At 41.6% G+C, this 20,545-nt stretch carries 19 protein-coding genes; 13 read left to right on the top strand and 6 right to left on the bottom strand.

The features are described from left to right. The first annotated feature begins 5 nt into the window (after positions 1-5). From dmpG to B9T33_RS00450, 3 genes are all read left to right on the top strand, one after another. On the top strand, positions 6-1,025 hold the full coding sequence (gene dmpG, locus B9T33_RS00460; RefSeq protein ID WP_086177008.1) for a 4-hydroxy-2-oxovalerate aldolase: 1,020 nt from the start codon (positions 6-8) through the stop codon (positions 1,023-1,025). Positions 1,026-1,652: 627 nt separating this feature from the next. Then, a complete protein-coding gene (locus B9T33_RS00455) occupies positions 1,653-2,894 on the top strand; it encodes an OprD family outer membrane porin (RefSeq protein ID WP_086177007.1) in 1,242 nt (413 codons plus the stop codon). A gap of 293 nt (positions 2,895-3,187) precedes the next feature. Continuing rightward, on the top strand, positions 3,188-4,045 hold the full coding sequence (locus tag B9T33_RS00450) for an alpha/beta fold hydrolase (protein ID WP_086177006.1): 858 nt from the start codon (positions 3,188-3,190) through the stop codon (positions 4,043-4,045). A gap of 43 nt (positions 4,046-4,088) precedes the next feature. On the opposite strand, the gene B9T33_RS00445 is transcribed toward B9T33_RS00450, so the two are convergent. Together B9T33_RS00445 and hcaR are read right to left on the bottom strand one after the other, a co-directional pair. Next, complete coding sequence (locus tag B9T33_RS00445) at positions 4,089-4,766, bottom strand: DUF1345 domain-containing protein (protein WP_086177005.1); 678 nt, start codon at positions 4,764-4,766, stop codon at positions 4,089-4,091. A 304-nt stretch (positions 4,767-5,070) separates the two neighbouring features. Then, on the bottom strand, positions 5,071-5,976 hold the full coding sequence (gene hcaR / locus B9T33_RS00440; RefSeq protein WP_086177004.1) for a DNA-binding transcriptional regulator HcaR: 906 nt from the start codon (positions 5,974-5,976) through the stop codon (positions 5,071-5,073). Positions 5,977-6,254: 278 nt separating this feature from the next. On the opposite strand from hcaR, the gene hcaE reads away from it, so the two are divergent. From hcaE to B9T33_RS00395, 9 genes are all read left to right on the top strand, one after another. Continuing rightward, positions 6,255-7,622: a 3-phenylpropionate/cinnamic acid dioxygenase subunit alpha gene (gene hcaE, locus B9T33_RS00435; protein WP_086177003.1), complete on the top strand. Its 1,368-nt coding sequence runs from the start codon at positions 6,255-6,257 to the stop codon at positions 7,620-7,622. Beyond that, positions 7,619-8,137 (top strand): 3-phenylpropionate/cinnamic acid dioxygenase subunit beta, encoded by a 519-nt coding sequence (hcaF, locus tag B9T33_RS00430; protein WP_086177002.1) that lies wholly within the window; start codon positions 7,619-7,621, stop codon positions 8,135-8,137. The genes hcaE and hcaF overlap by 4 nt, the downstream gene beginning before the upstream one ends. Beyond that, positions 8,137-8,463, top strand: a complete 327-nt coding sequence (gene hcaC, locus B9T33_RS00425; RefSeq protein ID WP_086177001.1) for a 3-phenylpropionate/cinnamic acid dioxygenase ferredoxin subunit — start codon at positions 8,137-8,139, stop codon at positions 8,461-8,463. Before hcaF ends, hcaC begins: the two co-directional genes overlap by 1 nt. 2 nt (positions 8,464-8,465) lie before the next feature. Then, positions 8,466-9,284: a 3-phenylpropionate-dihydrodiol/cinnamic acid-dihydrodiol dehydrogenase gene (gene hcaB, locus B9T33_RS00420; RefSeq protein ID WP_086177000.1), complete on the top strand. Its 819-nt coding sequence runs from the start codon at positions 8,466-8,468 to the stop codon at positions 9,282-9,284. 65 nt (positions 9,285-9,349) lie between these two features. Next, a complete protein-coding gene (locus B9T33_RS00415) occupies positions 9,350-10,312 on the top strand; it encodes a 3-carboxyethylcatechol 2,3-dioxygenase (protein WP_086176999.1) in 963 nt (320 codons plus the stop codon). Positions 10,313-10,324: 12 nt separating this feature from the next. Beyond that, entirely contained in the window at positions 10,325-11,560 is a 1,236-nt protein-coding gene (gene hcaD / locus B9T33_RS00410) for a 3-phenylpropionate/cinnamic acid dioxygenase ferredoxin--NAD(+) reductase subunit (protein WP_086176998.1), read from the top strand. A 304-nt stretch (positions 11,561-11,864) separates the two neighbouring features. Further along, positions 11,865-12,773, top strand: a complete 909-nt coding sequence (locus tag B9T33_RS00405; RefSeq protein ID WP_086176997.1) for a DMT family transporter — start codon at positions 11,865-11,867, stop codon at positions 12,771-12,773. Between the two features lie 242 nt (positions 12,774-13,015). Continuing rightward, complete coding sequence (locus tag B9T33_RS00400) at positions 13,016-13,957, top strand: cation diffusion facilitator family transporter (protein ID WP_086176996.1); 942 nt, start codon at positions 13,016-13,018, stop codon at positions 13,955-13,957. Between the two features lie 60 nt (positions 13,958-14,017). Further along, entirely contained in the window at positions 14,018-15,073 is a 1,056-nt protein-coding gene (locus B9T33_RS00395) for an MBL fold metallo-hydrolase (RefSeq protein WP_086176995.1), read from the top strand. Between the two features lie 21 nt (positions 15,074-15,094). On the opposite strand, the gene B9T33_RS00390 is transcribed toward B9T33_RS00395, so the two are convergent. The 3 genes from B9T33_RS00390 to B9T33_RS00380 all read right to left on the bottom strand — a co-directional run bounded on the left by B9T33_RS00390 (position 15,095) and on the right by B9T33_RS00380 (position 17,547). Then, a complete protein-coding gene (locus B9T33_RS00390) occupies positions 15,095-15,499 on the bottom strand; it encodes a DoxX-like family protein (protein WP_086176994.1) in 405 nt (134 codons plus the stop codon). Continuing rightward, the gene (locus B9T33_RS00385; RefSeq protein WP_086176993.1) at positions 15,489-15,932 is read right to left on the bottom strand and encodes a thiol-disulfide oxidoreductase DCC family protein; all 444 of its coding nucleotides are present in this window, start codon (positions 15,930-15,932) and stop codon (positions 15,489-15,491) included. The genes B9T33_RS00390 and B9T33_RS00385 overlap by 11 nt, the downstream gene beginning before the upstream one ends. A gap of 94 nt (positions 15,933-16,026) precedes the next feature. Then, positions 16,027-17,547 (bottom strand): catalase, encoded by a 1,521-nt coding sequence (locus tag B9T33_RS00380; protein WP_086176992.1) that lies wholly within the window; start codon positions 17,545-17,547, stop codon positions 16,027-16,029. An 875-nt stretch (positions 17,548-18,422) separates the two neighbouring features. Here B9T33_RS00380 and B9T33_RS00375 point away from each other — a divergent pair. Beyond that, positions 18,423-19,649 carry an alpha/beta hydrolase family protein gene (locus B9T33_RS00375; protein ID WP_322853475.1) on the top strand — a complete coding sequence of 409 codons (1,227 nt, stop codon included), beginning with the start codon at positions 18,423-18,425 and terminating at the stop codon, positions 19,647-19,649. Between the two features lie 214 nt (positions 19,650-19,863). Here the strand turns inward: B9T33_RS00375 and B9T33_RS00370 are convergent, their stop codons facing one another. After that, a complete protein-coding gene (locus B9T33_RS00370; protein ID WP_086176991.1) occupies positions 19,864-20,472 on the bottom strand; it encodes a TetR/AcrR family transcriptional regulator in 609 nt (202 codons plus the stop codon). Positions 20,473-20,545: the final 73 nt, after the last annotated feature.

Raw genomic sequence — 20,545 nt, 5'->3', positions numbered from 1 at the left:
ATCACATGTCTAAGGTTATTATTCACGATATGACTTTACGTGATGGTATGCATCCAATGCGCCATCAAACTTCAATCGAGCAAATGATTGCGATTTCAACTGCGCTTGATGATGCGGGTGTTCCTTTAATTGAAGTTACCCATGGTGATGGTCTTGGCGGTAACTCAGTAAACTATGGTTTTGCTGCAGCGACTGACGAAGAATATCTTAAAGCCGTGATTCCGAACCTAAAACAAGCGAAAGTGTCTGCACTTTTACTTCCGGGTATCGGTACGGTTGATCACTTGCACATGGCACATGATGTGGGTGTATCAACGATTCGTGTGGCTACGCATTCAACTGAAGCGGATGTTTCTGAACAGCATATTACTGCTGCGCGTAAACTTGGCATGGACACTGTGGGCTTCTTAATGATGGCGCACATGGCTTCTCCAGAGAAACTTCTCGAAGAAGCACAAAAAATGGTGTCTTATGGTGCAAACTGTATTTATGTAACAGACTCAGCAGGTTACATGCTTCCTCAAGATGTAACTGACCGTGTGGGCATCTTGCGTGCAAACTTGGGCTCAGAAATTGAGCTTGGTTTCCATGGTCACCATAACTTAGGTATGGGTGTTGCGAACTCGGTTGCAGCTGTTGAAGCGGGTGCGATTCGTGTTGACTTGGCTTCTGCAGGTTTAGGTGCAGGCGCGGGGAATACACCGCTTGAATTGTTCGTTGCTGTGGCGAACCGTATGGGCATGGACACTGGCGTGGATTTGTTCAAAGTTCAAGACGTTGCAGAAGAACTGGTTGTACCAATGATGCATCAACCAATCCGTGCTGACCGTGATGCAGCAACTTTAGGTTATGCGGGTGTTTACTCGTCATTCCTATTGTTTGCTAAACGTGCTGAAGCGAAATATGGCGTATCTGCTCGTGAAATTCTGATGGAATTGGGTCGTCGTGGCACAGTTGGCGGTCAGGAAGACATGATCGAAGACTTGGCATTGACCATGTCTAAAGCCAAAGAAGCAACTGCTTAATTTGATTTAAGCATCTGCTGATAAAAAGCGTCCGAAAGGGCGCTTTTTTATTGTGCTCAAATGAGGTAGATAATGAGTGAGATATTAAAATGAATTGGTTTATTTTGAACCATGGTGCTATCGAATATTAATGGTTAAATTAGCTGAATATAAATTTGGATGCGAGCTTTTATATTCTTGATATTAATATTGAATTTGTTTTTTATTAGTTTTCTTTATTTTTTATAAGTTCTGTTTTGGGTAAAGTTAGTGAATATGATATTTAAACTATTGACTATCATATATTAAAAATATAATACAATAGGTTTATTCTATTATTAAGGTAAGAATGAAACTTAATATTTAATTTTGATTAAACTTAAAACCAATTAATACAGCAAATGTAATTTTAGAAAATAAAAATATATTAATTTATAGCCGCTAAAACATGGGTTTAGTTTAATCACTTGGTTAAAGGCTTTAAAAATAGTTATTGTTTTAATATCTAAAGAAAAAATGTGATAGTACGCAAGTAATTCAATTCATTTGGGATTTAAGTGAATCCTTAATACTGTAGTCGGATTTTTTTTCACTGTATTGTTGAGCATGATGATGTCATAGCTTAATTTGATTACTAGGAAATAAGCCATGCGTCGTCAAAATTTATGGATAGCAATACTTGCTGCGACAGCAACTTTAGGGACAACTGCATCTTATGCAGACTTTGTTGACGACAGCCAAGTTCAGTTAAAACTTAGAAATTTCTATTTGGATCGCCAAATTGCAGATGCGCCTCAAAATAACTGGGGTTCATGGTCACAAGGTGTGACTCTAGATGCAAAATCAGGTTATCAAGATATTGGTGCTGGCATTCAAGTGGGTGCAGACCTTTTGGTACAACATGCATTTAAATTGAATGGTCGTGATAAAAATCCAGATTTTATCTTACCTCATGATGGCAACAAGTCGAAAGACAACTTCGGTAAAGTCGGTGCGACGTTGAAAGCTAAAGTGTCACAAACTGAATTGAAAGTGGGTGAATTACTTCCTGTTTCTCCAGTATTGGTATTTGATCCATCGCGTCAGTTGATGACGACTTATAGTGGTGCATGGTTGGAATCGAAAGATGTAAAAGACACCAAACTGACCTTGGCGTATATTGACGGCATTAACAACCGTTATGACAATCAGTTTCGTGATTTAACCAAGTTTGCACCGCCTGCATACGACAATGGTGCAGCAGCCGATGGTATGTATATCGCGGGTGTTGACCACCAATTTACCCCTGAAATTGGCGCTAGCTACTGGTATGCCGATGTTCAAGATATTTATCGCCAACATTATGTAGGTGCAAACTACAAAACCAAGTTAGGTGAAAAAGCCAAACTCGATAGCCATGTTCGTTACTTCGATAATTCAGATTCGGGTGACAAACTGTATGGCAAAATTGACAACCAAGCATTATCTGTCGGTGCAAAAGTTAACTACGGCGCACATACAGTAGGCTTGGGTTACCAACAAATGTTTGGTGACAATGCGTTCCCTACATTGGGTGGCTGGGTTCCACAGCCTTACCTTGTGAACTGGGGTGTAGCAACCTTTACCGCTAAGAACGAAAAATCATGGGGCTTTACTTATGGCTATGATTTCTCTGAATTAGGCGCAAAAGGCTTAAATGCAACTGCGGTTTATTTCACAGGTTATGATGCCGATACTAATGGCAAAACTAATCAGGATTCAAACGAGTTGAATTTGATTGTGAACTACACGCTGCCAGAAGGTAAATTGAAAGGTCTAGGTTTCCAAGCAATGTATATTGATGCCAACTTCGACTACAAGTCTGACTTGCAGGAATACCGCGTAGCGACAACTTATACATATAAGTTCTAAACTTAGCGTGCTAAAGAAAGGGGAGTTGTGTTGCGATTTCCCTTTTTTTATTTCCGATTATTCAAAAATGAAATACCCCAATAATAATAGGGGAATAGATTAAATAAAATATAATAAAAACAATTACTTAATTTATAGCCATTTTGTTGTATATGATCGTAAATTTGTATCAGTTTATGCCTGTTGAACAGGTAATATGAGATGGTAAAACCATAAAATTCGAAAGAGTTCCCCCTTGAGTTTAGATCTGCTATGGATTGAAATTCAAGCTCAATGCAATACGAGGAGCATGTATGAGCACTGTTCAGATTCCTGACTATAAAACTGATTCATTCTTTGGTTTAGAAGATAAATGGATTGAAACTGCTGAAAGCGAATTGACTCATTACCACGAAGTGGGTGAGGGTACACCAATTCTATTTTTACATGGTTCAGGTACTGGTGTATCTGCTGCTGCGAACTGGTGGTTGAACCTTCCTCAAATTGGTGAGCAAGCACGTTGTATCGCCATCGATACGATTGGTTATGGTCAAACAGTTGTTGCACCAAATACTGCATATGGTATTCGTGCTTGGGTTGATCATGCTGTGCGTACTTTAGATGCGCTTGGCATTGAAAAAACATGGTTAGTGGGTAACTCTTTAGGCGGTTGGTTGGCATTCCAAATGGCGCTTGATTACCCTGAACGTGTTCTTGGTATTGTCTCTATGGGTACAGGCGGTGCGAAACAAACTGCAGCACTGAAAGCACATGCAAACCCAGTATTGACTGAAGAAGGCATCAAGAAAACCTTGTCTATGTTTGTCGTCAATAAAGACTTGATCACAGATGAATTGGTTAAAGTACGTTTTGCTTCGGCAGCAAATGACTATGCATCAAATCGTTTGATGGATGTTGTTGGTGCACGTGATCGTGACCGTTTTGAATTCCCACTTGATTTTGAAAAAATGAAAGACATTACTGTGCCAGTACTGTTGATTCATGGCGTACAAGACGTAGTGATTCCAGTTTCACGTACATGGGATATTTTAAATACTGTACCAAATTCAGATGCGCACATTTTCAGCCAGTGCGGCCACTGGTCACAAGTTGAAAAAGCTGAAGAATTCAACACCGTGATTAAAGACTATTTAACAGCACGTGGTGTTTAAACCATAAGGTTGAATAAAAAGGATGACTACGGTCATCCTTTTTTTAACTTTGTAAAAAGCTTGCGACCACATTAATAATAATGGCCAAGATCGAGGTGTTAAAACCATAAGCCAATAAAATGTGAAGGGTATTTAATTCACGCATAGCGCGAGTGGTAATGGAAACATCTGCTGTTTGTGCCGAGGTGCCTATGACATAACTAAAATAAATAAAGTCGGGGTAGGTCGGGTGTTTGGTTTTGGGAAAATCTAAACCGCCTTCCAGTGAGCGTTCAATTGCCAAATAAAAGTCATGCGCATAATGTATCGCGAAAATGGTATGCATAAAAAACCATGCCGAAACGATGGTGAGCATTGAAAGCGCTAAATGGCTAATGCGAATGAATGGGTCTTTGGGTAAGTGATTCACTTCAATGACGATCGCAATAAAGCACATGACTAAGGTCATTAAAACCAAGAATAAAATGAGCCATTTACTGGCATCTTGTTGCTGTGCACGCTGTAAAATATGCTGATGATCGGCCTGCCATAGTTTCGTCATAGTGCTAAATAGATAGCCTGAAATGGCAATGTTCCAGCTCAGCAAAAGGTTGGTTGACCAACTCCATGAGGTCAATGTTTGCAGTAATAAGTAGAGCAATATGGTGACGACAAAGCTGATAAAAAAATACGGACGTGTTTGCAGCCCAGTTTTAAGGCGAAAAAGCGGACGGACATTCATCTATGTTCTCGCATTTTTATTGTTGTATGCTAAAAAATTACGCTATTTAGCGTTGATTTGTCTAATTCAAAGCAAAATATCTCATTAGACTTAAGTTGTAATTTGCCGGATTTTTGTATGCTTTATAAATTCATAAACTAAAATTTATAAGTTATTTTCCATGAAGTCCGATTGAGTGATAGATAAAAAGTGTGAGTTAAAAAGCAGAGTTGAGCACTTTATAGGCAAATTTAGCCATAAAAAAGCACCATTATTCATTTTGAAAATAATGATGCTTTATAGAAATTTGAACTGAAGGCGAAAATTACTGCTGTTCGCGATTAATATTCAAATAGAAAACTTTGGTTAAAAGTTCTAAAAATTTATCTACGGCAACCGAAGTGGCATTTTTACGGTAGCTGACATACAAATCTAAATACGGTAATTCAATGTCCAAAGGACGAATCACGGTATTGTTCATGGTCAGTGGAGCAATATAGCCTGGCAAAATTGTACAGCCTAACCCCATCCCAATCGAGTTGATATTGAACAGAATATTGTCAGCTTTTTGCACGATATTAAATTGAATACCATTGGCAGCAGCAAAGTTTAAAATCGCTTCATGCAAAGTGCCTGATTGTTCGCGCGCAGGAATAATAAAATCAATACCATTCAATGCTTTAACTGGAATGCGCTCATATTTTGCCAAAGGATGATCTTTCGGTAAAATAAAGATGAGCGGTTCACGTAGTACAAACTGGCTTTCAATCTCATCATTGTGAAAATTATGACGGGTAAAGGTGATATCCAGTTCACCTTTTTGCAATAATTTCATTTGCTCAAGGTTGTTTAAACTTAAGAGTTCAATTTTGAGCTCAGGGTTCTGTACACGTAGGTTTGGCAAGACATAGGGGAAGATTTTCATCTCTGCCACAGGCACAAAACCAATACGTAACATCTGCTGTTTGGCTTGTGAGACTTGACGTGCCATTGCAACCGCTTTGTCAGCTTGTGCAAGGGTTAAGCGGGCTTGTTCCAGAAATACGGCACCTTCTTCTGTGAGTTCTACTTTACGCTTAGTACGGTGTAGAAGTTTAACGCCGACGTCTTCTTCAAGGTCTTTAATTTGTTGGCTTAAAGAGGGTTGAGCGGTATAAAGTTTCAACGCTGCTTTACTGAAATTGAGCTCTTCAGCAACAGTAATGAAGTAGCGTAAGTGTCGTAATTCCATATAATCAACCCGTGGAGTAATCCAAAAAATGTCTTACTAAGTAGTGACTTCAGTATAATCTATAAACAACTATTGCGTGTAGATTATTTTGCCATTCAGCAAATAAATGGGCTCGCTGAACACGGAATGATTTTAATATAAAAAAAATCTACCGTAATAATTCATAAAATCTCTTAATTAAAACAAAATAAATATTTCCCGAAAATCGCTCTAAAATCCATCATCGTTGAAAAGTTGAGTCTATTACTTTGTGCCTTACGGTCACAGGAGAGCTTTTCATGAGTGGAAAAATTGATGTGCGCGAAATCGATGCTTTAGTCGATGCACAAAATGGACGTATCACGCCATCTATCTATACTGACCCTGACATCTACGAACTAGAATTAGAACGTGTGTTCGGTCGTACATGGTTATTTCTATGCCATGAAAGCCAAATTCCTAAAGCCGGCGATTTCTTCAATACCTACATGGGTGAAGATCCGATTATCGTGGCACGTCAAAAAGATGGCTCAATCAAAGCATTCTTAAACCAATGTCGTCACCGCTCTATGCGTGTGAGCTTCGCAGATTGTGGTAATACGCGTGCATTTACTTGCCCATACCACGGCTGGTCTTACGGCATTGATGGTTCTTTAAAAGACATTCCACTTGAAGATCGCGCGTTCCCGCACGGTGCTTGCAAGGAAAAATGGGGTCTGGTTGAAGTTAACCGTGTTAAATCATACAAAGGCTTAGTGTTTGCTTGTTGGGATGAAACAACGCCTGATCTTGAAGAATACATGGGCGATATCGCTTGGTATTTAGATGGCGTTCTTGACCGTCGTCTAGGTGGTACAGAAATTATTGGTGGTGTACACAAGTGGGAAATCGAGTGTAACTGGAAATTTGCAGCTGAACAGTTTGCATCTGACCAATACCACGCTTTGTTCTCGCATGCATCTGCAATCCAAGTATTGGGTGCAAAACCAGATGACGAATCATCTAAGAAATTAGGTGCTGCACAAACCGCTCGTCCAGTATGGGAAACCGCGAAAGACGCGATCCAATACGGTTCACGTGGCCACGGTTCAGGCTTCTTCTTCACAGAAAAACCAGATGCAAACGTTTGGGTAGATGGTGAAGTTGCCAACTACTTCCGTGAAACATTTGATGCAGTGAAAGGGCGTTTAGGTGAAGTACGTGCATTACGTCTTGCGGGTCACAACACCATGTTCCCAACATTGTCTTGGTTGAACGGTACAGCAACCCTTCGTGTATGGCACCCACGTGGTCCAAACAAAACTGAAGTATGGGCATTCTGTATTGCAGACGCTGAAGCATCTCAAGAAGTGAAAGAAGCATTTGAACGTTCTGCGACGCGTGCATTCGGTCCTGCTGGTTTCCTTGAACAAGATGACTCTGAAAACTGGATTGAAATTCAAAAAGTTTTACGTGGTTATAAAGCCCGTCAAAACAAACTGATTATGGAAATGGGTAAAGGCAACGAGAAAGTTCGTGAAGATGGTATCCCAGGGATCACCAACTACATTTTCTCTGAAACTGCTGCACGCGGTATGTACCGTCGTTGGGCTGACCTATTGATTCATGAAAAATGGGAAGATGTTGAAGCTGCGGCTGACGAATATGAGAAGGAGCTTATGAAATGAGTCAAATTAGCTTAGAACTCCATCACCAAATTAGTCAGTTCCTCTATCAAGAAGCGAAGCTTCTTGATGACTGGAAATTCCGTGATTGGTTGGCTGTATTGGCGGAAGATATTTCTTATACGCTACGTACGACACCAAACGCACAAACACGTGACCGTCGTCGTTCTGTTGAGCCACCAACGACTTGGGTATTTAACGATACGAAAGATTTGTTGGAACGCCGTGTTGCTCGTTTAGAGACCGGTATGGCTTGGGCTGAAGAACCTCCTTCTCGTACCACACACATGGTTTCAAATGTGATCGTTGAAGCAACTGAAGTTGAAGGTGAATACGACGTTTACGTAACCTACTTGTTGTATCGCACACAGAAAGAAAAAGATGTCACCATCTACTGTGGTAAGCGTCATGACAAGATCCGCAAAGTCGACACTGAGCAAGGTTTCCAAATTTTCAACCGTAAGATTACCCTTGATCAGGTGACTTACAACTCACATAACCTGAGCGTGTTCTTCTAATGAATAAGATTTTTGTTTGCCAAGTTGATGAATTAGACGAAGGCGAAGCATTGAAAGTAGATTGCGGCGTGAATGGTATCGAAGCGCTTGCAGTCTTCAACAACAATGGCGATTTTTTCGCGATGAACGACCGTTGTTCACATGGTAATGCTTCAATGTCTGAAGGCTACCTTGAAGATGACGGCACAGTTGAATGTCCACTTCATTCAGCACGTTTCTGTTTAAAAACTGGTGAGGCACTTTGCTTACCAGCAACTGATCCAATCAAAACTTTCCCAGTGATTGTGGAAGATGGTCAGTTATTTGTTGAGATGGCAGGAGAGTAATCATGGGTTGGCTACAAGGCGAAGTTGCACTTATTACTGGTGGTGGTTCGGGCTTAGGCTGGGCACTCGTTGAACGTTTCTTAGAAGAGGGCGCGCAAGTTGCGGTTCTTCAACGTTCAAAGGCAAAAGTGGATGCATTAAATGAACACTTTGGCGGTAAAGTTCTTGCGATTGAAGGTGATGTAGCCAGCTATGCGGACAATGTTCGTGCCGTGAATGCGACTGTAGAACGTTTTGGTAAGCTCGACTGTTTCGTGGGTAATGCCGGTATTTGGGATCACTATGCCGATATCGTCAATACTTCGGGTGAGCAATTGGAAAAAGCCTTTGATGAAATCATGGGCATTAATACCAAATCTCTGATCTTAGGTGCCAAAGCTGCCCTCGATGCATTGATAGCTTCTGAAGGTTCTATCATATTTACTTTGTCTAATTCGGCACTGTACTCTGCTGGCGGAGGCCCTGTATACACAGCGTCTAAGCATGCAGGTGTTGGTGTGATGAAAGAATTAGCCTATGAGCTTGCGCCTAAAGTACGAGTGAATGCAGTCGCACCGTCAGGTATGAATGTCAATATCAAAGGCGCTGCATCTTTGGGTCAAGAAAACCTCGGCTTGCTCGATGCGCGCGATCCTGAAAAAATCGGACGTGGTATGCCACTCGGCTTTTTACCCGAACCCGAAGATATGACTGGTTCTTATGTACTTTTGGCCTCTCGTCAAAACAACCGCCCATTGACTGGCGTTCTCATTAATGCGGAATGTGGTCTAGGTATTCGTGGTTTACGTCAACCACGCGCTGGCTTCTTTGACGAGATCTAATCGCCAAAACGTAAAGGACTTACTCGGCAGCCGACTGTGGCTGCCTTCCGTTTAGGAGTCACCTCATGGCCGTTAAACTTATTTGTGCATCGCACAGTCCCTTAATGGAATTCGCTTCTCCGCAAGAGAAATACAAAGAAGACAAAGTCCGTGAGACTTTTGCCAAACTTGCTAAAGAAGTTGAAGACTATAATCCAACATTGATCATCACTTTTGGTCCAGACCATTTTAATGGTTTCTTCTATGACCTCATGCCTTCTTTCTGTGTGGGTATTCGTGCCAAAGCCGCAGGCGATTGGGATTATGGCAAAGACAATGACCATATTGATGTGCCAGAAGAAACCGCTGTGAATTTGGTGCGTCGTGTGTTGGATGAAGGCGTTGATGTTGCATATTCATACCGTATGCAAGCGGACCATGGTGTGACTCAACCATTGCATTTCCTTTGCGGTGGCAAACTCGATCGTTACCCAACGATTCCAATTTTTATTAATGGTGCAGCTGCGCCGATGCCAACCACTAAGCGTACAGTCGCTTTGGGTCGTGCAGTCGGTCAGTTTATTCAATCATTGAACCTCGAAAATGAACGTGTACTTATTTTAGGTACTGGTGGTCTGTCACATGATCCACCAACACCGCAAATGGGTTCAGTTCCACCAGAAGTGGAAGAGTTCCTCATCTGTGGTCGTAATCCAACAGAAGAGGCACGTAATACACGTCAAGGCAAGATTATTGCAGTGGGGCAAAAACTCGCTGCGGGTGATACCTCTGTGGCAGTGCCTTTAAACCCTGAATGGGATCGTGCATTGCTTGAGACTTTCGCCAAAGCTGACTTTGCTGCCATTGAAGCAATGACTGAAGCTGAAATTCGTGTCGAGGGTGGTCGTGGCGGTCAAGAAGTACGTTCTTGGATGGCTGCTTTTGCTGCATTACATGAAGTGGGTGAGTATGAAATGACGACTCACTGTTACGAAGATATTAGTGAGTGGATTGCGGGCTTCGGCATCGTATCTGCAGAATTGAAATAAGGAAGAATCCCCATGAGCCAAAATGGTGTTGAAACCGTTGTTATTGTTGGTGCTGGTCAAGCTGGTGCTAGCGCCATTTTAGAACTCCGTGCAAACAAGTATGAAGGCAAAATCATTTTGGTGGGGGATGAAACACATCTTCCGTATGAACGTCCGCCTTTGTCTAAAGACGTGATTCTAAAACCTTCCGATACCAAAATCGAAATTTTGTCGATCGAGAAACTGGCGGATTTAGGTGTTGAACACATTCGCGGCAATGGCGTGGTGAAAATCAACGCAGATGCCAAAAGTGTTGAACTCAAAAATGGCGAAACTGTTGCATTTGACAAGTTATTGCTGGCAACTGGTGGTGCAGCACGTCGTTTACCGAACTTCGATGCTTTAGGTAAACACGTTTATACCTTGCGTAACCTTGAAGACTCACAAGCCTTGGTTCCTGTATTACAGTCAGGTCGCCGTTTAGTCTTAATCGGCGGCGGTGTGATTGGTCTGGAACTGGCATCTTCAGCACGTTCTAAAGACTGTGAGGTGACCGTGATTGAAATGGGTCCGATGGTCATGGGGCGTTCATCTCCACGTGTTTTAAGTGAATTCTTATTGGCGCAGCAACGTCTTGCAGGTGTAGATGTACGTCTTTCAACTTCGATTGCAGACTGCAAGCTCGATGGTGAAGAAGTTGTGATCACGCTAGAAGGCGGTGAAGAGCTTCGTGCCGATGCGGTGATTTACGGTATTGGTATTGTGCCGAATATGCAGCTTGCTGCCGATGCGGGTTTAGATGTGGATTGTGCAATTAAAGTCAATGAAAATTGCCAAACTTCACATCCTGATATTTATGCAGCAGGTGATGTAGCTACTCAACTGCGTGATTGTGGTAATCACCGTCGTGTTGAAACATGGGAAAATGCCAACCTTCAAGCAGGAATCTTTGCACGCCATGTGATGGGTGCTGAACATCCGACTCCGAATCCAGCATGGTTCTGGACAGACCAATTGTCGATCAACTATCAATTTGTTGGTGATATGGCAGCGGAGCAGTGGGTTGCGCGTGGTGACGTGAATGCGGAACAGCGCTCAGATTCTTCTTTTGTGCTGTTCGGTGTGAGCAACGATATTATCGTGGGTGGTATCACGGTGAATGCAGCCAAAGAGATGCGTCATTTGAAAAAATTGATCAGCAAGAATACGGCTTTTGAAGCAGATAAGTATTTAGATTTGAGCCAAGATTTACGTAAACTCGTCAAATAAGCTGAAATTCTAAGAAGGGCAGACCTCTGGCAACGCGGGTCTGCTTTTTTTATGAATATTGAAAATTTATCAGACTGTATTTTATAGACTTCACAACCTCAAATAATGGGTTATTAACAACTGCTAGCGCGTAGGTGAATCCTCACTTTTGAGAGATCAAAAGTGACAAAAATCTTTCGCTAAACTGAAGATATGTCCCTATATCTCAGTTTAGCGGCGGCATCCATGCCGCCTCGTGAAATAGATTTCGGGAGGAATTTTTTTGTAGCAGTTTTTCTGAATTTATATCGCGATAGAACCATTTATGAACTCGAATTCTTCTCCCATGATCGTCGCGGCAAGTATTTATGCTTTGCTTGTGTTGATCTGGGCAGCCACGCCGTTGGCGATTGTTTGGAGTGTGGCGGAAGTGCATCCAATGTGGGTGCTGATCATTCGTTACTTTGGTGCATCCATCATCGCGCTATTTTTATTAATGCTGATGCGCAATCCTCTGTCTTTTGATGCCGTGTCATTCAAAAGCTATGTGGCAGGCAGCCTCAATTTGATTGGTGCGCAGCTGTTTATTTATCTCGCTGCCAATTATCTGACTTCGGGTTTGATGGCACTGATTTTTGGTTTCTCACCACTCATTGCAGGTCTGATTGGGCATGTGATTTTAAAAACGCATAAGCTGGTTGCTTTGCAATGGTTGGGAATGGCGATTGCAGTGGGTGGGCTGAGTTTTGTCTTTGCAGATTCTGCGGATAGTAAAGTGAATCCAATCGGCATTGTGCTGATGGTGATCAGTATGATTTCATATATTAGCTCGATTTTCTGGGTCAAACAGATTAATGCGCCGCTCAAACCGATGTCACAAGCCACTGGCTCATTGATGGTTTCTGCAATCGGTTCGCTATTGCTAATCCCTTTTATTTGGCAACATTTCCCTACAGCGATGCCGAGTGCTCAAGCCATGATTGGTTTTATCTTTACCATGATTTTGTCATCGATTGTGGCGATGCTGTGCTATTTCTGGCTGATCAAGCGTTTGGCTGCCTCTACGGTTTCACTGAGCAATGTGATGACCCCAGTGATTGCATTGATCTTAGGTGCAACTTTAAATCATGAGCACATTAGTCCAAATGCAGTGATCGGGATTGCTGTGGTCATGCTGGGCATCGTGATGTATTTCTGGAAAGAATGGCGTCAGCAATATTTCAGTCGAGTTTAAACTAGCTGAAATTTTTGCATGATTTTGGGAAGCTTAGGTTTCCTTTTTTATGATGCGAACTTAAAAACATCTTAGAATTGTTTCACATGGAACATCTTGATTAATTTGGTGTCGAAACATTGCTCAGTTGGTCTAAAAACAACAAAATAACAAACAACAGCTACATTCAGTTTGAGTACTATGGAATGAGTCATAAAATCAAATAGATCTATTTGATAACAAAAAGTTTAGGACAATTTCGAATGGCTGAATCCAGTAAAGTCGTGGTCTATGCAGCATTGGTCGGGAATCTTGCGATTGCCTTGGTGAAGTTTGTTGCCGCATATATTACGAATAGTTCAGCAATGCTCAGTGAGGCAATTCACTCTGTAGTCGATACCTTGAATGAAATATTATTGCTATACGGAATGAAAAAATCCCAGCAACCGGCAAATTATCACCATCCTTTTGGCTATGGCCGTGAATTATACTTTTGGGCCTTTATTGTTTCGTTGATGGTCTTTGCTTTGGGTGCAGTGGTTTCGATCTATCAAGGGATTTTACATATCCGACATCCTGAAGAAATGCAAAATCCAATGATTAACTACATTGTGTTGGGTATTGCCATTTTATGTGAAGGGACATCTTGGTTTGTCGCTTTAAAAGCGTTTAAAAAAATTAAGGGTGAGCAAGGCTATTTTGAAGCCTTTCGCCGTAGTAAAGATCCAACGACATTTACCGTACTCTTTGAAGATACGGCAGCCCTTATTGGTCTGTTCATTGCTTTCGTGGGGATTTATCTTTCACATGCTTTAAATATGCCTATGCTTGACGGACTGGCGTCAATACTCATTGGGGTGGTGCTTGCGATTTCTGCGGTGCTTTTAGGACGTGAGACCAAAGGATTACTTATGGGAGAAACGGCTGACCCACAGTTGAGGCATAATGTCTTGAAAGTTGCGCAAGATGATCCAGCCGTACATTCTGCTAACGGTGTATTAACAGAGCAGATGGGTGCGCATCAGGTCATTGCTTCTTTGAGTCTTGAATTTAAAGATAATTTAACTTCGGATGAGATTGAAGCTTGCGTCAACAGAATTGAAGCACAAATTAAACAGCTTCATCCTGAAATTGTGGCACTCTTTGTCAAACCTCAGTCTAAAATGGTTTGGCTAGAACGTATGCAGGGTCGTCTTGATCAATAGGTCTGCGAAGCTTAACACTTTGCACAGTTCGTCAGATTAGTTAATGAATTTAAAATACACATGAATCAAAAAACGCAACAAGCACAGTTTCACATTACAACCGAAAGCTGTATGAAACATACGTGGACTAAGCCGGTCTTTGATTATCTGGCAACTGACCACTTTAATGGGGAAAAGTTTTTTAATACCCTCCCAAATCCAGAGCCATTTACCCGTAAGGATATATTGAAATGGATTATGGCGCGTAAAAACGATACGTGGAAAGTTGATCGTGAGCAAGAGTATCAACAGTTCTTTGCTTCGTCGCGGAGTATTCCACAAAATCGACCATTGGCGAAAATGGATGATTGGCTCGTTTGGTTTGTCGGGCATGCGACGGTACTGATTCAAATTGGTCCTTACAACTTTTTAACGGATCCTGTGTGGGCTGAATATGCTGGCCCTCGTCAAGGAAGCGGACCGCGTCGTGCGTGTCCCGCTGGGATTGCCTTGGAAGAGTTGCCTACGATCCATGGTGTTTTACTCAGTCATAATCACTATGACCATATGGATTTAGCGACCTTAAATTGGCTACATGAACAATTTGCCATGCCTATTTATACCGGTCTGGGCAATGCTTACTATCTGCCAGAACATTTGAATGTCATTGAAATGGATTGGTGGCAGTCAGAGCTGTTTGAGGATTTACGCATTGTGTATACCCCAGCTCAGCATGGTTCTGGACGCGGTTGGCGAGATCAAAATCATGCTTTGTGGGGCGGTTTCTCAATTGTACATAGCACAGGTCATTTCTTCTTTGCAGGGGATACAGGTTATGCAGCACATTTTAAGCAAATCTATAGCCGATTAGGTGCTCCACGCGTTTCATTGTTACCCATTGGCGCATATGAGCCACGGCGTTTAATGAAGTTTTTGCATATGAACCCAGAGGAAGCATTCCAAGCGCATAAGGATTTACAGTCAAAATGTTCATTGGCAATGCATTACCGCACATTTCAATTAACTGATGAAGCGCGAGATCAGCCGGAGCAAGACTTGCATCACGCGATGCGTAAAACTTCAAAATTAATGAATCCATTTTTGACGCTGCATGAAGGTAAAAAGCTGATTGTTTAGCACAAAGTGAGTTTAAGCTGTTTATTTTTCATGATGATGTTTTTTCAGCTTAAGCAGTTGAAGGGCAATGATGGATAGCATCGCCATGGCGAGATTCATTACAAAAGGATTAAAGGCCTGAATAAAGTAGGATGGCTTTAGCACGACAATAAGCAGGCTCAGGGCAACCATGCCTGCGATATTCAGTAGATGCAGCCATTTGGTTTGTGTGCAAATCAAAAATAGCCCGCCAAAAATCATTTCCACTGTGCCAGAACACCGCATAAGCCAAAGCGCAGCCGCTTCACTAAACCCTTGCAGCTGCCAAATGCGTAGCTCATCCACTGCGGGAAATAGAATTTTCGGTATCAGTCCTTGATAGATCCAAAGTACGGCTAATCCCCATTGAATCATTCGTAGCGGTTGATTCAGCAGACTAGACATCATGCAGCGCATACTCCAAAAAATGTTTTCGGTTTTCAGCAGAAGGAATCAGGCATTGATTGGTTGTGCCAAAGAGGGCATAGCGGTTTAAAGCGACCCGTCGATAGAGAAAATCTCGAATCGGTCGAGGCATGAGGTAGCCAAAATTCATCAAAGAAAATGGCAAGCCTAAGTGCTGCATCACTTTCAGCAAAGCTGTGGATTCGGTATATAAAACTTGATCCTTCACGACCACCATAGTGGTGTAAAGCTCTGTCGACATTTGATAATGCTCAAGTAATTGTACGCCAAGTGGTGACTGAGCAGAGACCAATTTAAATTGAATGGATTTATCGTATTTAATTAAAAATTTGGCCCAACCGCTACAAATGACACAAACCGCATCATATAAAATGATGTCATGGTCTTGAATCAGCACTTTGATGTCTTGAGTCATGTCTGCACTCTTCTTATTTTTCTATCGTTTATAGTGCTTGATTGCTCAATAAAAAACCACCTCAAAAGGTGGTTTTTTCATTCAAAGATAAAACTTAAAGCAAGCCAGGATTACCTTGAGCAGGATCAGTTGCACGTGCCGCTTGTGCATCCGCAACGGTTAAACCGAGTGCTTTTGCAACACCTTCGCCATAAGCAGGGTCACAAGAATAACAGTTACGGATATGACGGTATTTAATGAAGTCGAGTGCATCACCCATAGCGCCAGCCGTGTTGTTAAACAAGGCTTGTTTTTGCTCATCATTCATTAAGTTAAACAAGGCACGTGGTTGAGTGAAATAGTCGCTGTCATCTTCACGATAATCCCAGAAATCTGCGCCACCCGTAATTTTTAAAGGCGGTTCTTTATACTGAGGTTGCTCTTGCCACTGACCAAAACTATTCGGTTCATAGTGTGGCAAGCTGCCGTAGTTACCATCCATACGACCTTGACCATCACGACGGTTTGAATGAACAGGGCAACGTGGTGCATTGACTGGAATTTGATAATGGTTCACACCCACACGGTAACGTGCAGCATCGGCATAGTTAAATAAACGTGCTTGCAACATACGGTCAGGCGAGAAGCTAATCCCTGGAACCAAGTTACTTGGTGCAAATGCCGCTTGTTCTACATCTTGGAAATAGTTTTCGGCATTTTTATTTAGCTCAAATTCACCGACTTCAATCAGTGGGTAATCACCTTTAGGCCAAACTTTGGTTAAGTCAAATGGATGATACGGCACTTTTTCCGCATCTAATTCAGGCATGATTTGAACGTACATTTTCCATTTCGGGAAATCACCACGTTCAATTGCATCAAACAAATCGGTTTGTGAGCTTTCACGATCTTTAGAAATGAGTGTTTCCGCTTCAGCATCGGTCAAGTTCTTAATACCTTGCTGTGTACGCATATGGAATTTCACCCAGAAACGTTCACTGTTGGCATTGATGAAACTAAAGGTATGGCTACCAAAACCGTGCATATGGCGATAACCATCTGGAATACCACGGTCAGACATGACAATAGTCACTTGATGCAGTGCTTCTGGCAGTAATGTCCAGAAATCCCAGTTATTGGTTGCACTACGTTTATTGGTTTTAGGATCACGTTTCACTGCTTTGTTTAAGTCAGCAAATTTACGTGCATCACGTAAGAAGAACACAGGGGTGTTATTTCCGACTAAATCCCAGTTACCTTCTTCCGTGTAGAATTTTAGGGCAAAACCACGGATATCACGTTCTGCATCGGCTGCACCACGTTCACCAGCAACTGTCGAGAAACGGGCAAACATTTCAGTTTTTTTACCGACTTCAGAGAAGATTTTAGCGTAGGTATATTGGCTAATGTCATTGGTCACCGTAAATGTACCAAAAGCACCTGAGCCTTTTGCATGCATACGGCGCTCTGGAATGACTTCACGTACAAAGTTACCGAGTTTTTCGTTTAGCCATAAATCTTGTGCAAGTAAGGGACCGCGAGCACCTGCCGTCATACTGTTCTGGTTGTCTACGACAGGGGCACCAGCATCGGTAGTGAGGTGGGTGACAGGACATTTTTTAGTGTCGTCGCTCATTGTTAATCTCCATTATTATGATCATGTATTAAAGTTGGGAGCTATAACCTTCAAATTGATAACACGCTCAACACCACATGACATTAACCGTTTTGTTAATTCATTTTAAAGTGACAATGTGAGAACAGTTTTTCTCTCGTTCTAAAATTTTTAAAGCAGCAATAAATTGAAGAAAAGTCATAAAACTGTAGTCGTTAAAAGCTTAGAAATCTTCATTCACTTATTGACTCTAAAGCTTTCTTTGGATTTTGACAAATGGAAATATAGTTTTGAATAAATGGTTAAATCGATGAATCAAGTTGTTGAATTTAAAATATTTGTTTTTTATATATTGTTTCAATGTTTTATCAGTGAGTTAGATACCAATATGTTGCTATGACATGTAAGAGAGTACAAATTAAACCCATATTTTTATTATGGATTTTAGTCTTTATATCCATTTTTTAGCTGATTCCAGTTAATGAAAAACATTTTTGTGCTGTCATTATTGCAGAGTTTTTCAACATTAAAGACATTATTTAAAGCTTAAATCAGCTGAAGATACAGGTGATGAAATGTTGGTAAGTGGATCGCACCATTTTAAAAATTGTAAATAAATTTTTATCGGCTCATGCAAGTTGGTGCTGTTATTTTTAACTTTTACGGAATACAAAAAACGATTTGATTTGCTGTGTTGGGCTTTGTATAAAAACCCTAGATCAGGAGTGAGCGTAGTTGAAAAAAAGCTTAATTGAGCAGAAGATTGAAAGCACCATCCCTATTTTGTAAAAATCGAGATGTAGCTGTGAGACAAGAATTAATTAAATAGTGATCCTAAGCTTGTTATTTTTTTGGATAAACAACCTGTAACTTGAATGAAATTTCAGAGGTTTATTATGTTGAATCAAAGAAAATATTTATCAAGGTTCTCCAGCGCCTTAGTCATTGCTGGCTCAATTTTTGGCTTAAATGCAACTGAATTGTATGCCGCAGATAAAATAATGTCTAACGCTGATATTTCTCAAACTCAAAACAATATTGCAGCATTGCTGCCAGGTTCAGTATTGTCACTACAGCGTGAATCGGTTCCGACATCATATCAACATGCTGGGCAACGCTATTTAGTCACTTATCGTAGCCGAGGGGTTAATGGTGAACCCATTGTCACGTCTGGCTATATTCTGCTACCTAAAGGACAGGCGCCTAAACAAGGCTGGCCCGTATTGGCGTGGGCACATGGCACGACTGGTGTGGCCGATACTTGTGCACCGTCAGGTGATTATGTAGGTGGGCCAGCGCATAGTTTACAAGAAGTCATAGATGGTGCACTCGATAGTTGGTTGGCGCGTGGTTATGCAGTGGTTGCTACAGATTATCAAGGACTTGGGACACCGGGTATGCATCCTTATATGAATGCAGCTAGTCAAGTTCATAATGTGGTGGATTCTGTACGAGCACTGCATTTTTGGAAGCCGAAGCAATTTAGTAAAGACTGGATTGTGATGGGGCATAGTCAAGGTGGTGGTGCTGCTATTGCGGTTGCGGCTCAGGGGCAAAAAGATGCGCCTGAATTGAATCTTAAAGCTGCAATCGCCTTGGCACCGGGTGGCTATCAATATGAAGGCATTGCTGAATATGTACAGGCCAATCCTAATCCAGATACCAGTGTGGCGGCATTTTTCCCAATCGTGTTGTTGGGCGCAGCCGCAGCGGATCCATCGATCGATGTAGATAAATTGGTCAGTCCAGACATGCAGTCTTTATTAAATCAGGCACGTAAACGCTGTTTGTCGGAACTACAGGCAGAGCTAAAACAAGCCCCTCAGCCAGTCTTTAAAAAAGATGCGGATTTAAAGCCGTTATTGGCCTACTTAAAACGGCAGTCGATTGAATATATGACACCAACCGTACCGTTAATGTTTGTTCAGGGTTCCGCAGACCATTTGGTCGATTATCGCGGTACGCAAAGCTATTATCAGCAAGTGTGCAAACAAAAATTACCAGCGGTTTATCATGCAATCCCCAATGGTGATCATCGTGATGCATTACGCCATAGCCCGAAATATACAGCTGAGTTTTTAAAAAGTTTAAAACACGGCAGCATTGAAAATGCCTGTAAATGAGACAAGCAATTGGGCAATAAAATGTAACTTTTAAAGCGTTTTTATTGCAGGATGAGCAATATTGATGAATGCCCTTTTTCTGCCGTAAAAAATTAACTTTCTAAATATCTAAAACAAAAAAACCGGTTTAAGGGTCGGTTTTTTTGTACATAACATTGATCTATTTTACCAATCAAAACGCATTTAAAGAGTGAGCCGACTTTTCTGTGATGTATTAATCGCGCAACATATGAATCATATCGCACTCTAAATCACGCCATTCACCAAACTCAGGCTCAATCAACAAAGTCTGCGAAATAAAGCCATAACAGACTCTTTGCAAATTTAAAGCCGTAGATTTAAGACGTACTTCATCTTGAATAAATGGTTCTAAAATATCTCGCCACATCTGCACCATCATGGCATAGCTTTTACGGTAAATATCAATACTGGAAATCTGCCGTTCCAGTAAAAAAGTTTGTGCCCATAGAAATTGTTGCTGCTGAACCTGCTCAATTTGAAAGTGAATGATTTGCTGTAAATAGCTCTGAACATCTAAATCTGTGGATAACTTGATGAGTGATTGTGCATAAGTTTTCATCTGCTCGGCATGCTGTTTCACATGCACATGGATGGTCAGCGCAATCAAATCTTCCTTCTTGGAAAAATATTCATAAAAAGTGCCCAGGCCCACGCCAGCCACATCTGTAATTTGCCGAATGGTAATTTTATCCGCTGACTGTTCATGCAGAAGCCGAACAAAACTTTCCTGTAGCGCTTCCTGCGTGACTTTGGCACGTGATTGACGCGGTTTGCGCCGTACCTGTATCTCAGGATTTTTCATAAATCAGTGACTCACTAAAGCCGAACATCCCGCGGCTATTTTTTCACTATACTGAAGTGAAATAGGCATAAGA

The sequence above is a fragment of the Acinetobacter sp. ANC 5054 genome (assembly GCF_002135295.1).
Classification (GTDB): Bacteria; Pseudomonadota; Gammaproteobacteria; order Pseudomonadales; family Moraxellaceae; genus Acinetobacter.
This window is presented reverse-complemented; position numbering and strand designations above follow the sequence as displayed.